The organism is Kineobactrum salinum, from assembly GCF_010669285.1.
Lineage (GTDB): Bacteria > Pseudomonadota > Gammaproteobacteria > Pseudomonadales > Halieaceae > Kineobactrum > Kineobactrum salinum.
On record NZ_CP048711.1, the window covers coordinates 1170246 to 1184468 of the forward strand.

Annotated in this window: 11 protein-coding genes; 9 read left to right on the forward strand and 2 right to left on the reverse strand. The window is 62.3% G+C overall.

Translation table 11 applies throughout. From position 1 onward, the window contains the following. Positions 1–9 precede the first annotated feature (9 nt). The 8 genes from pyrC (at position 10) to G3T16_RS05035 (ending at position 9504) form a co-directional block, all read left to right on the forward strand. Positions 10–1062 (forward strand): dihydroorotase, encoded by a 1053-nt coding sequence (pyrC, locus tag G3T16_RS05000; RefSeq protein WP_163494089.1) that lies wholly within the window; start codon positions 10–12, stop codon positions 1060–1062. Then, positions 1059–1694: a ribonuclease T gene (gene rnt / locus G3T16_RS05005; protein ID WP_163494090.1), complete on the forward strand. Its 636-nt coding sequence runs from the start codon at positions 1059–1061 to the stop codon at positions 1692–1694. Before pyrC ends, rnt begins: the two co-directional genes overlap by 4 nt. Positions 1695–1861: 167 nt before the next feature. Next, the gene (locus G3T16_RS05010) at positions 1862–2386 is read left to right on the forward strand and encodes a luciferase domain-containing protein (protein ID WP_163494091.1); all 525 of its coding nucleotides are present in this window, start codon (positions 1862–1864) and stop codon (positions 2384–2386) included. 345 nt (positions 2387–2731) lie between these two features. After that, the gene (locus G3T16_RS22995; RefSeq protein WP_163494092.1) at positions 2732–5128 is read left to right on the forward strand and encodes a bifunctional diguanylate cyclase/phosphodiesterase; all 2397 of its coding nucleotides are present in this window, start codon (positions 2732–2734) and stop codon (positions 5126–5128) included. Then, complete coding sequence (locus G3T16_RS05020; RefSeq protein ID WP_232059343.1) at positions 5052–5474, forward strand: inorganic diphosphatase; 423 nt, start codon at positions 5052–5054, stop codon at positions 5472–5474. Before G3T16_RS22995 ends, G3T16_RS05020 begins: the two co-directional genes overlap by 77 nt. Before the next feature lie 152 nt (positions 5475–5626). Continuing rightward, positions 5627–7402 (forward strand): DUF4153 domain-containing protein, encoded by a 1776-nt coding sequence (locus G3T16_RS05025; protein WP_163494094.1) that lies wholly within the window; start codon positions 5627–5629, stop codon positions 7400–7402. A 249-nt stretch (positions 7403–7651) separates the two neighbouring features. After that, on the forward strand, positions 7652–8668 hold the full coding sequence (locus G3T16_RS05030) for a histone deacetylase family protein (RefSeq protein ID WP_163494095.1): 1017 nt from the start codon (positions 7652–7654) through the stop codon (positions 8666–8668). A 35-nt stretch (positions 8669–8703) separates the two neighbouring features. Beyond that, positions 8704–9504: an MOSC domain-containing protein gene (locus G3T16_RS05035; RefSeq protein ID WP_163494096.1), complete on the forward strand. Its 801-nt coding sequence runs from the start codon at positions 8704–8706 to the stop codon at positions 9502–9504. An 88-nt stretch (positions 9505–9592) separates the two neighbouring features. Here the strand turns inward: G3T16_RS05035 and G3T16_RS05040 are convergent, their stop codons facing one another. After that, positions 9593–9790 (reverse strand): DUF2783 domain-containing protein, encoded by a 198-nt coding sequence (locus G3T16_RS05040; protein ID WP_163494097.1) that lies wholly within the window; start codon positions 9788–9790, stop codon positions 9593–9595. Between the two features lie 2 nt (positions 9791–9792). Next, the gene (locus G3T16_RS05045; protein WP_163494098.1) at positions 9793–11469 is read right to left on the reverse strand and encodes an FAD-dependent monooxygenase; all 1677 of its coding nucleotides are present in this window, start codon (positions 11467–11469) and stop codon (positions 9793–9795) included. A gap of 360 nt (positions 11470–11829) precedes the next feature. Between G3T16_RS05045 and G3T16_RS05050 the strand changes: the two genes are divergently transcribed. Further along, positions 11830–14220, forward strand: a complete 2391-nt coding sequence (locus tag G3T16_RS05050; protein WP_232059273.1) for a TonB-dependent receptor domain-containing protein — start codon at positions 11830–11832, stop codon at positions 14218–14220. Positions 14221–14223: the final 3 nt, after the last annotated feature.

The window sequence follows — 14223 nt, forward strand, 5'->3', positions numbered from 1 at the left end:
AGGCCTGCCGTGACCGAACTCACTCTCACCCGCCCCGACGACTGGCATGTACACCTGCGAGACGGCGCCGCCCTGCCCCATACCTGTGCCGATATGGCGCGCTACTTCGGCCGCGCCATCGTGATGCCCAATCTGAGCCCGCCGGTCACCACCGTGGCCGCGGCCGCGGCCTACCGCGAGCGGATCATCACCGCCATGACCGGCTTGCCACGCCAGTTCGAACCGCTGCTGACCCTGTACCTGACCGACCAGACTGACGCTGAGGAAATCCGGCGCGCAGCGGACAGCGAATTTGTGCATGCAGTCAAGCTGTACCCGGCCGGGGCGACCACCAATTCCGAGGCCGGCGTGGCGGATCTGGAGCAGCTGTTCCCGACCCTGGCGGCGATGGAGACAGCTGACTTGCCGCTGCTGGTCCACGGCGAGGTCACCGACCCGGCCGTGGATATCTTCGACCGGGAGAAAGTGTTCATCGACCGCTATCTGGCTCCCATCGTGCAGCGCTTTCCGGGCCTGCGGGTGGTGCTGGAGCACATCACCACCGCCGATGCGGTGGATTTTGTCAGCGCCGCACCCGCCACCGTGGCCGCCACCATAACAGCTCATCACCTGCTGCTGAACCGCAACGACCTGCTGGTGGGCGGGATCCGTCCGCATTACTACTGCCTGCCGGTGCTCAAGCGCAACTCGCATCAGCAGGCGCTGGTGCGTGCCGCCTGCTCGGGCAGTCCAAAATTCTTTCTCGGCACGGATTCCGCGCCCCACAGCAGCGCCCACAAGGAAACCGCCTGCGGCTGTGCCGGGGTCTACACCGCGCATGCGGCGATTGAACTGTATGCGGAGGTATTCGAGGCGGCCGGTGCGCTGCCGGCACTGGAAGCTTTTGCCTCTCACTTCGGGCCGGACTTTTACCAACTACCACGCAACAACGATACCATCACCTTGCGCAGGCAGTCCTGGCAGGCCGCCGCCAGCCTGCCCCTGGGCGAGGCCACGCTGGTACCCCTGCGGGCCGGGGAGACACTGCAGTGGCAGGTACTGAACCCGGGCAATCCGGTTTGAGTGAGACCAGCGGGCAGCGCATCTGCGAGCGTTTCCGCGGCTTCCTGCCGGTGGTTATCGACATCGAGACCGGCGGTTTTATCGCCGCCACCGACGCCATTCTGGAAATTGCCGCCACCATCGTGCGCATGGACGAGGACGGCAACATGGCAGTGCACCGCACCTGGAACTTCCATGTCGTGCCCTTCGAAGGCGCCAATATCGAGCAGGCCGCACTGGACTTCACCGGCATCGATCCCTGGCACCCGTTCCGCGAAGCGGTGAGCGAGGCGGAAGCCTTCGAGGAACTGTTTCGGGTAGTGCGCAAGGAAATCCGCGATCAGGCCTGCAACCGGGCGATCCTGGTGGGCCACAATGCCCATTTCGATGCCGGCTTCGTCAACGCAGCAGTGGCGCGTTGCGGGATCAAGCGCAACCCATTTCACCCGTTTTCCTTCTTTGACACCGCCACCCTGGCGGGGCTGGCCTACGGCCAGACCGTGTTGGCCAAGGCCTGCAAGGAGGCAGGTATCGCCTTCGACAGTGCCGAGGCTCACTCCGCCGCCTACGATGCCGAGCGCACCGCAGAGCTGTTTTGTGAAATCGTCAACCGCTGGAAAGACTCCGGCGGCTGGATGCCCCGCTTCGACTGAGGCCACTGGTATTATTCATGAAGCCTCCTGAAACCACCGTTTTGGCAAAGCATCTGATAGACAAATCGGCCGTTGTTTACTGTTATTGTTCGGTGGCGATTGCCGCAGCCAAATCTACCTGAATGCAGCAGGCCCGCCAAGGGCGGGTGTAACGGAGATTCCACATCATGTCGGAAGCATCACAAACCAGGGCCGCAGACGCGAATGCATTGCCGGTGCGGCCGGGAGACCGGCCCCGCACTACGCCGTGCGCCCCGCACAGCCAGATCGACCAGTTACCGCCGCCCGCCGAAGCTGCGGCGTTGAGCGCCGCCCTGGTCGCCGAAATCAGCGCGCTGCCACACGTCTATACCGGCGGCAGCATGCGTGCCCCGCCGGGCACTGTGGGCCTGTACATGGAGGGGACCCATGCCTGTGGGTCGGATCGCGCCTTTCTGCTAAACAACGAATTCGCCCATGTTCATGTGGAGGATGATGGCAGCCTGCATGCGATTCTGCCCGAACCATTGCGCACTGCCGCGATAGAAGCTGGCTGGGCGGAACCGCACCCCCTGGCCGGACGGCCTACCGTCTCGCCCGACACGGTGATGATCTACGCGCCGCGCAACAACAAGGAAGTGGAGGTCATTGCTTCGCTGGTGGTCTCCTCCTGGCACAATGCCCGCCAGGACCAGGGCGATACCGCCGATTGAGCGGCGGCAGGGCCGGTGCAGGCCGCCATACACACAGGCGGCGCTGGAACGGAACAGGATTCACCTCATCCACAGTCGCCATCACCGCAGGCAGTGAACAGAGCACAAACTACTCCGACACACAAGCAACCCCGATTATTCCTGCTCCCTGAACCACTGACGCCGTCAGCCAGGCAGCAGGGATGGCTTTTCGCGCTGGATTGCTTCATGATCAGTTTATATACTTCTCATCGACAGTATCCGGCGGCTTTATATGCATTGTTCCAGCTGCCATCAGGCCCCCTCCGGGAGGGAACTGATCGCTACTATTTACTGTCAGGTTGATCCACAAACGTGATCCCGGCTATGTTTTCCAATAATAAGGTCAGGCACAGCGAGTTTCTCTACCAGTTGATACTGGTCATTGTTGCTCTTGCACTTGCCGCCCTGTGGGGCGTCATCGCCCTGCTGTCATTGGCCGAACGGGACTTTACCCTGGAACGGGCCCTCAGCCAGCTGGAAATCACCGCCATCACCCTGGCCGATTTCAATGAACTGGCCGAACAGGCCGGCCGCGACAACCCGCAGGCCATCAACGACAGCCGCACCGATGCCATCTGGCGCGCCCTGCTGCAATACCCTGCTGCCAGTATCTGGGTTACCTCCGAAGGTGAAGTGCTTGGCGGCATGCCGGCGGCCCCGGATACCGATATGATCAAGGTGGAAGAAGCCCGTGCCGGCTTTACCGTCCATGCTGCGCTCCCCAGGGCTGAAGCGCTCGCCGACTGGCAACAGGCCCTGCGCCAGCGCATCATCATCACCGCTGTCATATCCCTGGCCTTTCTGATACTCACCTATTTCCTGACTCGCGCGCTGAAGCAGCGTGCCACCATCGAACGAGAAGCGGCCCGGATGCACGAGCGCAACGAGCAACTGACCCGGTATCGCCAGGAGCTGGAAGACACCGTTACCTTGCGCACAAGCGAACTGAGCACCGCCAATGAACGCCTGGAGCAGGAACTACGGGAAAGAAAGCAGGCTGAAAAGACACTGCGTGAACATGACGCCATGCTCAGCGCCGTCACCAGAAGTGCCGGACTGCTGCTCAGTACCCACCAGCATGAGGAGGCGATCAATGCCGTCCTTGAGCTTATCGGTCAAACTGTTTCGGTGGCCCGTGTTCAGCTGCTGTCACTCAAGCCGGATCCCCAGGGGCGGATTCTTGCCCATATCGACAACGAATGGCACACCCCAGGCCAGGATACCTTTATCAATACGCCGGAATTCCAGAATTTTGGCATCAGCGACCATTATCCCAAGACAGCCATGCAGATAGTCGGCGGCAGCACAGTCGAATTTTCTGTTGACGAAATGCCCAGCGCCAGGCGCGAGGCCTACAGGCATGCCGGCATGCACAACTTCCTGATGGTCCCTGTGGAAGTCGAGGATAAATACTGGGGCGCCATAGTCTTCATTGACTCTGCCAGCGAAAAGCGCAAATGGAACTGGGCTGAAACCGACACTCTCAACACCCTGGCCAACCTGATCGGCGTTTCCATGACCCGCGCCCGCTATGTCCAGGAACTGGCAGATGCCAATACCATTGTGCAGAATTCGCCAACCATACTCTACCGGCTGAAAGGAATCCCCAGCTTCCCGCTGATCTATATCTCCCACAACATCACCAAGTTCAACCACGAGCCCGACTCCCTGGACAATTCCACCGAGTGGATCGAAAGCCTGGTCATGGAAGAAGACCGGGAAAACGTAAAATCCGCGATGGCGCGCATGATGGAACCTGCTGTCGAAGGCGCGTCAATCGAATTCCGGCTCAAGACCGGGGAAAACAGCTTCCGGTGGGTGGAGAACCGCTATACGCCCGTCAGAGACAGTGAAGGACGGCTGATCGAGGTCGAAGGCATCATTATCGATGTCACCGAACGCAAGGCGGCCGAGGATAAAATAGCAACCCTGGCGCGGACTGATGCACTGACAGGGCTGGCCAATCGGGCCACGTTCACCGAGCGGCTGCGCCAGGCCTATGCGGCCACGAAACGCGGCGCCAAACCCTTCGCCATACTCTTTATGGACCTGGATCACTTCAAGACCATCAACGACACCCTGGGCCACCCCGCTGGCGACCAGTTGCTCAGGGAGGTCTCCGCCCGCCTGCAGGACTGTACCCGGGATACCGACCTGGTAGCGCGCCTGGGCGGAGACGAATTCGCCATTTTGCAGACGGAAATCAATGAGCCGGAAAACGCCGGCACGCTGGCGCAGTCCCTGCTGAAAAGCATCATACGTCCCTACACCCTGGGAGATAGCGAGGTACACGTTACCACCAGCATCGGCATCTGTCCCTTTACCCAGGGCAGTACCGGCCCGGACAGCATGTTGTCACAGGCCGACCTGGCCCTGTACCGTGCCAAGGATGAAGGCCGCAACCAGTACCGCTTCCATTCCAGCGACCTGGATGATCAGGTCATGGAGCGTTCAGCCATGGGCGAGGAGCTGCGGCTTGCGCTCGAGCGTGAAGAGTTCTTCCTCGCCTATCAGCCACAGGTTTCAATGAAGGATGGCAACGTGGTCGGGCTCGAAGCCCTCGCCCGCTGGCGTCACCCGACAAGTGGAAATCCCCGCCGGCAGCACCACCAAGTACGAACTGGACGCCGCGACCGGCCACCTGCTGGTGGACCGTTTCCAGTCCATGCCCGTAGTGTATCCCGCGAATTACGGTACCCTGCCATCCACCCTGGCGGGTGACAACGACCCGCTGGATGTGCTGGTGTATACCCGCGAGCCGGTAGTGCCCGGCGCCCTGATCCGCGTACGCCCGATCGGCATTTTGAAAATGCTGGACGGCGGTGAGCAGGATGACAAGCTGGTCGCGGTACCGGCGGATGAGGTGGACCCTGCTTACACCAGGGTACGGGATATTACCGACCTGCCGGAGATCGAATTACAGCGTCTGCAAGCCTTCTTCACTGTCTACAAACAGCTGCCCGCGGGCCGCAAGCAGATCGAGTTGCAGGGAGTTGGTGACCGCGCCGCGGCCTTCGAGGTGACCCGGGCAGCGCTGCTGCGGTTTGCGGCAGAGGAAGGGGACTAGTACTGCACCATTGGCGGCCACCGGTACTCAGGCCGAGGCCTGGCGCCGCCACAGCCACAACACCACCGATGGACTTCCCTCGGACGCGAACTCTCTATTGTGGCCGGCTTATTGTCCCCTTAGACTCAGGTCCACGCTCACGGGGCAGTTACATGAACAACACCATATCCAACGAAAACCGGCTGGCACTCATCATCCTCGCCGTTGGCCAGTCACTGGTGCTGCTCCTGCTGCACAAGGCGATCAATCACACCGTCTGGCCGGCCACTGCGCCCGTGTGGCTGCATGCCCTGTATACCGCCGCCATCGGTCTGCCGTTGTTTCTCTATCTCGGCGCCACCCACTGGCGCGAAAGAGCCAACGGCATCGCCGCTGTAATTCTGGGGGGTGTCCTGTTCTGGCTGGGCTGGCACAACGGCTGGCTAAGTACGCCACTGCTGGAAGATGCCGGTTACCAGTACAAGGGGGGCATCTTTTCTCTTGGTTGCGGGCTGTTCGTCGCCCTGTTCATTCTCGCGTTTTTCTTCCGCACCTGGCGCGAGCACGGCCGGCTGGACTATACCGGCCTGTTGGAAAACTCCTGGCGTAATGCCCTGACGCTCTCCTTTCTGGGCCTGTTCATCCTCGTGTTCTGGTTGCTGTTGTTCCTGTGGTCAAAGCTGTTTGACGTCATCGGCATCGATTTCTTTGCCGAGTTGTTCAGCGAACCGGAGTTTATATATCCGGTCACCGGTCTGGTCGGTGGCTGGGGTCTGGGCTTGATTCGCAGCCGCGAGAGCATGATCGCCACCGTGCGCAAGCTGTGTGAAGTCCTTATCCGGGCGCTGCTGCCACTGGTAGCACTGATCCTTATGCTGTTTCTGGCCGCCCTGCCCTTTACCGGTCTCAAGCCACTGTGGAATACCGGCTTTGCCGCTTCCCTGATGCTCTGGCTGGCGGCCATCCTGCTGTATTTTTTCAACGCGGTGAGCGCGGAACACGAGCAGCCTTTCGACAATGCTCCCTGGTTGAGGCGCTTGCTACTGGCCGCCCTGCTGTTGCTCCCCGCTACCGCCATCCTGGCGGGTTGGTCCCTGGGCCTGCGCATCGACCAGTACGGGCTCACTGTAGCCCGGCTGTGGGGCGCTTTTGTCACCCTGTTTATCGGCCTGTTCAGCCTCGGCTACGCGGCCCTGGCAGTGCTTGACCAGCGCCTGCACCCTGCCCGTTTTCGGCGGTGGAATACCCTGCTTGGCGCCGCCCTGGCCTCGGCGCTTGTCCTGGTGCACACCCCCGTGCTCGATTTCCACAAATGGTCGGCGCAGAGTCAAGTAGCACGTCTGGAAAACGGCAGCACCAAACCGGAGGAATTCGATGCGGTCTATTTACGCTTCAACCTGGGCACCTACGGTACCGACGCGCTGAAAGCCCTGCAGGCATCCGCATGGGCCGAGGACGACATCACGCTTAAGAACCGCATCGATACCGCCCTCACCGCAACATCCCGCTGGCAACGGCAGACTCCGGCGCAACAAGACGACACCGATTGGCGCCGGGCGCAGTTTCGGCTGTTACCCGGCACAGAACTCTCTGATGAGTTCCTGGAGGCACTGGCTCCGGCAGAGCACGGTATCCACCTCTGCATGGCAGGCGACGCCCATTGCATATTGGGGGACTTCGAGTACCGGGGCCAGCGCTATCGTGTGAGTACGTCCACTCGATCATATCATCGCCTGTCTCCGGCCTGGCAATGGCTCGATAACGAATGGCATTTGATCGGCACTGTCCGCCGCTTCGGTTGCAAGGGTCAAGCGGGGGTGGATCTGGAGCAAGCCTTCACGCCCATCGACAGCAGCGCGTTCTTCCTGTTTAGCAATGGCGCCTGCCTGTACCAGCTACAGCCTTCGGGCTCCCATGTGCGGAAGTCGCTGATAGATCGGGAAAACTAGACTTACCCCCCCCCGGGCACACCAGAACCAGCCGGTGGCTCGCATAATCAACCAGTCGGCCTCGGCGCACTCGGCGCACTCGGCGCACTCGGCGCACTCGGCGTCGGGATCATCCGCCGGAAACTGCCTCTCCCGAATGGTCTCCAGGTCCAGCCCCATTCCCCATGCCACCGGGCGGGGAGCACCCGGTTGTGACGGCAGCTGCCGGAGCCCTATACTGACGCCACGCAACGGGCAAGAGGATCAATCATGCAGGCATTCTTCCATCCGGCACAGGACCGGCATCTTCCCAAAACCTATTTTACCCGGGGACAGATGCGCCAGCCTCAGGAAGTGCCCGACCGCACCAACCAGATGCTGGAGGGTCTGCGGGAACTGGGAGTCAACATTGCCGAGGCCGCGGATCACGGCGCCGGGCCCATCTCCCGGGTTCACGACCTGGGCTATTTGCGCTTTCTGCAGTCCGCCCACCGCCGCTGGATGGAGATCCCGGAGGATTGGGGCGAGGAGGTAATGTCGAATATCTTCGTGCGCTCACCCAATGCCATGCGCGGCATTCTCGCCGAGGCGGGCCGCTACCTGGCCGACGGCAGCTGCCCGATCGGCGCCCACACCTGGGAGGCCGCCTACTGGTCGGCCCAGACAGCCCTGGCGGCCGCCACCGCACTGCTGGAGGGTGAACACTGCGCCTACGCGGTCTGTCGCCCGCCCGGCCACCATGCCCGGCGGGATGCGGCGGGCGGCTTTTGCTATCTGAACAATGCCGCCATTGCGGCCCAGCAACTCACTGCCCGCTACCCCCGCATTGCCATCCTCGATACCGACATGCACCACGGCCAGGGTATTCAGGACATCTTCTACCAGCGCAGCGATGTACTCTACGTCTCCATCCACGGCGACCCGACCAACTTCTATCCGGTGGTGAGTGGCTTCGAGGATGAGCGCGGCGAGGGCGAGGGCTACGGCTACAATATCAACCTGCCCATGCCCCACGGCTCTTCGGAGGATGACTTCTTCCTCCGCCTGGAGGAGGCGCTGGCCGCCATCCGCCTGTTCCAGCCCGACGCGCTGGTACTGGCGCTGGGTTTCGACATCTACAAGGACGACCCCCAGGCCAAGGTCGCCGTGACCTCCGCCGGTTTCTCCCGCCTGGGTCGCCAGCTGCGCCAGCTGGAACTGCCCAGCCTGATAGTGCAGGAAGGCGGCTACGACCTGGCGACCCTCAGTGTCAATGTGCAGGAATTTGTGCGTGGCATGAGGTCCTGACGCCGCAACCCCCATTAACTGGATCTGCCTAAACCATGCTTGCCCCCACGGTCAGTGAACTCTCTCTCTATCCCGTCAAATCCTGTTCCGGCCACCAGGTCGAGACATTCGCGCTGGACCGCTTCGGCCCCGCCGGTGATCGCCGCTGGATGATCACTGACCCCGACGGCAGGTTCCTGACCCAGCGCGAGTACCCCCGCCTGGCGCTGGTGCGGGTGGCGGTGCAGGCAGGGGGTGGATTGCATCTCACAAACGGCAGTTCAACCTGCGAGGTTGCGCTGCCAGCAACGGGAGCTGTATCGCGCCGGGTCGATGTATGGGGCGATCAGGTGCAGGCCCTGGATGCAGGAGACGCAGCGGCGGCCTGGCTGTCCAGGCACCTGGACACGCCCTGCCGCCTGGTCTACATGCCGCAGGACAGCAAGCGGCCGGTGGACCCGGCGTTTGCCGACGCCGGCCAGACCGTGAGCTTTGCCGACGCCTTTCCACTGCTGCTGATTTCCCGGGCCTCGCTGGATGACCTCAACAGCCGGCTGCCACAGCCGGTACCAATGAACCGGTTCCGGCCCAACCTTGTGGTCGGCGGCTGCGAGCCCTTTGCCGAGGACAGCTGGCGCCGGATCCGCGTGGGCAGCGTGGAGTTTGACGTGGTCAAGGCCTGCCAGCGCTGCAGCATTCCCTCTATCGACCAGGCCACCGCGGAGCGCGATGGCAGCATCAACCGGGTGCTGGCCAGCTACCGCCGCTTCGATCGCAAGATACTGTTTGGCCAGAATCTGCTGTACAGCGGCGGGGGCCGGATCGCGGTGGGCGACCCGGTGACCATCCTGCAATAGGCCCGCCCCGAGGCGGCACAACCGGACCACCTCGACTCCCGCCGACAAGGGCACGATGACCGCAGCGGGCCGAATGTGCCACAGCCAATCACTGCAGTGGCTCAACCTCCGGCCCCAGCCGGGCCAGGGCACTGTCGATCGCGGCCAGTACCGGGCCGTTGTCCTGCTGTGCTTCGGCGAGCAGCAACACCAGCCGTGCGAGCAACAGCTCGCTGTGCTCCGGCCCGGCCTGGTCAAGCGCCTCGGCCAGGCGTTCATAAACAGTTTCAAGCTGGGCAAATTCCATGCCTATTGCACCTCCCTCGCCGCGTGAAAGTACTGTTTCAGTGCCGTACAGATACGGTCCGGAACCAGCTGGCGCCAGCGGCCGTAGATGTGCATGTCGGGACGCAGCAGGTAGAAGCTGCCCGGCATCGCATCAAAGCGGGCCGCAATACGGCCGTCGGGGTCGGCAACGGTTGCGCCGTCATCGCCCGCTACAGGCCCGATCCGCAGGATGCGCAGCGAGGGCTCGAATTCCGCCAGCAACTGCCCCAACTCCCCGGCCAGTTCCCAATGCGGGCCGGTAAACAGCAGTCCGCAGAAACCGTGGCCCAGATGGTCCGAAAGAAAATCGCCGCCGGTCAGACGCAGGTTCGGCACGACCGCACCGGGCACCGGGCCAGCGCCAAAGGCCGGGTCATCGGCCAGGGTGGCAGGGCTGTGGGCGTAGGTGTACGGCGTCATCTGCCGCGGGTTGGCAAACTGCCCCGCAAAGGGATGATCCAGTGCCAGCGACAGCGCCGCGTCGCGCATCAGGCGCCAGCCCGCAGTGGGTGGGGTCATGAAACGGGCACTGCGGGAAGCATTGGCGAACACATCCAGGGTCGCACCGCGGCGCTCGGGCGTGTAGCTGTCCAGCAACTGCGGGCAGGCGTCCCCATTGATCACCATGGCCAGTTTCCAGCCGATGTTTTCCGCATCTGCCAGCCCGTTGTTCAGGCCGCGGACGCCGAAGATCGGCACGATATGGGCGCTGTCACCCACGAAAAAGATCCGGCCATCGCGGTAGTCCGCCAGCGCCAGGGTATTGGCCGAGTACACGCTCCACCACTCCAGTTCCCAGCTGCCCTGATGACCGATTTCCGCCAGCACTGCGCTGACCCTGGCGCGGACGGTCGCCTCCCGGGTAGCCTCCTCCGGGCTCTCGCCCTCGCCGAGCTGGTAATCGATGCGCCAGATATTGTCCGGCTGGCGGTGGATCAGCACGGTCGCCCCCGGCATGCAGGCGGGATCGAACAGCGCCCGCCGGATGGTGGGATAATCGTGAGCCATCTGCACATCGGCGATGACATAGCGGCCTTCGTAATTCTCCCCTTCCAGCCGCAGGCCACGGCGGGCACGCACGATACTGCGGGCCCCGTCCGCGGCCAGCACCCAGCCGGCATTGAGCGTGTAGCTGCGCAGCGGGTCGGTCACCTGCAGGGTCACGCCCGCCCCGTCATCCTCAACCGCGGTAACCTCGCTCTGCCAGCGCAGCTCTATCTCCGGCCGGCGTGACGCAGCCTCCCACAGAAAGCGCTCAATATACTGCTGCTGCAGGTTATACATGGGCAGGAATTTTTCGTCCTCACTGTGAGGCATCTGGAATTCGAGAATCTGCTGGCCGCGATAGAAACTGCGGCCTGTGGTCCACCCCAGCGCCTTCTCGACAAAAGGCGCAACAGCGCCGAGCCGCTCCAGGATATGAAAACTCTGGCGTGCAACGCAGATAGCCCGGCTGCCATCGTTAAAGGTCGAATTTTGCTCCAGTACCACCGAGTGCACACCGCCGCGGGCCAGGGTCAGGGCGGCCACCAGCCCCACCGGTCCCGCGCCGACAATGGCGACCGCCGCCCTGCCGGAAGAGTCGATACTGGCGGGAGGGTCAAACTGCGGATAATCAAAGTACAACGAATCCAGCTCGTCGCGGCCTTCAGGTCTCATCTGGCATTGTCCTGCATCCGGATTTTTCGAGGGGCGAATAATGCCACAATCCGGCGCCCCGGGCATGTCCTGGCAGGACAGCGCTGCTGACTTTCGGCTGGCATCGTCCGGCCCGGTGCCGGGGAGTGCTGTCAAAACCGTCGGCGGAATGGCTCGAATTAGCGGCGCAGGGCAATATCGGCCGTTTCACGAATCGGTAAACACACCGTAACGCTACCGTCATCGCCGCCCCCTTATAGTTCCCGCCTGTCATTGCAGGCGTGCCGGAATCCATTCTTCAGCCGCTGCCCGCACCCTGACCAACAGCATCATACAGGCGCCTTCCATGGCGTCATTCTGTCCAGGCCATTGGAGACCAACATGAGATCAGGGATTTTCCGCAGACGCTTTTCCCATACTGCGACGCGCATGGCGATCACGGGCGCGGCGCTGGCCGCGGCCTCAGGTCACTCCTGGGCCCAGCCCCAGGCACAGGCAGCGGCCGGTTCCATTGAGGAAATATTCGTGGTCGCCCGCCAGCAGGTCTATGGCAGCAATGCCGTTACCGATTCGATGAAGGCGCAGCAATCGCCCATCACCAGTATCAATGCGCTGATCGACAACCTGCCCGGCGTCTCCATCCAGGAAGGTGACAGCTATGGCTTTGACGACTGGTCTACCACCATCACCGTACGGGGCTTCCAGAACAGCCTGGATGAACAGCAGATCGGCACCACCATCGACGGTATTCCCAACGGCGGCTCGGGCTATGGCGGCGGCGCGAAGGCCAACCGCTACCTCGACTCGGCCAACCTGCGCACGGTGACGGTGTCCCAGGGCACGGCGGATATCGCCTCCCGCGCGCTCGATGCGCTGGGCGGCACCATAAACTTCGTGACGGATGATCCGGAGGATACCGCCCGCATCCGGTTCCAGGGATCCCTGGGCGAACACGATGCCGAACGCTACTACCTGCGCTACGACACCGGGACTTTTGCCGGCGACAGCCGGGCCTGGTTTTCCGCCTCCCACCAGAGCGCCAGTGACTGGATGACCGGCTCCGCCGAAAATGAGCGCGATCATCTGGCGGCCAAACTGGTTTCCGGCTTCGGCAATACCGCAATTACTGCCTATGTCTCCTATGATGATATCCACGAGGACAATTATCAGCGGCTGTTTTCACCTGAGGATTTCGCCAGCAACCCCAACTGGGACGGGCTGACCGATACCTGGACCGGCATTCCCTATGTGGATCAGGTGTACCGCCGCGGCTGGTCTACCCTGCGCGAAAACCTGTTGGCCTACCTCAAGGCCGACTTCGAGCTCAATCCCGAAATCCGTCTGCAGGCAGGCCTGTACTACCACGACAACGAGGGCCGCGGCGACTGGATACCACCCTACCTGGTAGATGTCCGCGACGATCAGGGCGGCCCCGAATCAGAGTTCCTGGGCAACGGCTCAGTCAACGGCGGCGCAGCGCTAGGCAGTATTTTCTTCGTCGACGGTGCCGGCAATGCGCTGTCTCCCAACCCCGGCTGCGTCTCGTCCATCACTTTCCCCTATGGCGGCGCCGGACCCGAGTACGATCCCGCCTGCTATCCTGCAGGCGCTATCCCGGTACAATCCTACCGCCACACCAATTACTGGAAGGAACGCACCGGCTTCACGCTGGACGGGGAGTGGCAGGCCGAGCTGGGCAGTGTCAGCAATACACTGCGCGGTGGCGTCTGGTACGAGGACCAGCAGCGCGACGAGACACGGACCTGGCACAAACTGACCGAAGCCCGGGTGGGCATCGAGTTCGATAACGTTCCGTACTGGACCCAGTATGACCGCAGCTATCCCCAGGAAGTGTTCAAGTGGTATCTGGAGGACAGCCTCAGCGCCGGCAGCCTGACCTTTACCGGCGGTGTGAAGCAGTTCCTGGTGGAGCTGGAGCGCGAGGACAATTTCGGCGAGTCCGCCAACCTCAAACTCGATTCGGACTCCGATGTCCTGTTTTCCGGGGGCGTACTGTGGGAAACCCCGGTAGCCGGCATGGAAGTCTTCGCTGGCTACGCCGAGAATTTCAAGGCCATCTACGATGAAATCCTGGAACGGCCGGAATCGGACCTGGACTCCCTCGAACCCGAGACTTCGGACAATATCGAACTGGGGCTGCGTTATCGCAACGACCGCCTGGCCTTTACCGCTACCTGGTATGACACCGAGTTCAACGACCGCATTATTTTCCTCAGCCCGGAAAGCGGTGCGGGGCCGGACTACCTGATAGGCACCAATGGCACCTACTTCAATGCCGGCGGTATCGAATCCGATGGCTTTGAGCTGACTGTGGACTACGATCTGAGCGAGACCCTGTCACTGTACAGCGCCTACACTTACAGCGATGCCACCTATATCGGCACCGGTGACACCGAGGTGGACAACAGCCTGGGGGTACTGCCAGGCAACGACGTCGCGGGTATTCCGGACCAGCAACTGGTTCTGTCCCTGGACTGGCGGCGTGACAACCTGAGCGCGGGGATCAGCGGCAAGTATACCGGCGAGCGTCCGGTCAGAATCGACAATGCCTGGATTGCCGATGATTACGTGACAGCGGACCTGTACCTGAGCATGACAGGCAACAACGCCGCCGGCAGTGATGCCGGCTGGAATATCACCCTGCTGGTAAACAACGCCTTTGATGAAAGTTATCTCGGCGGCATCTCCGGCAACGGCGCCTGGATCGGCTCGCCGCGCACAGTCTCCGCCACGCTCACGCTGGACCTGTAGCGC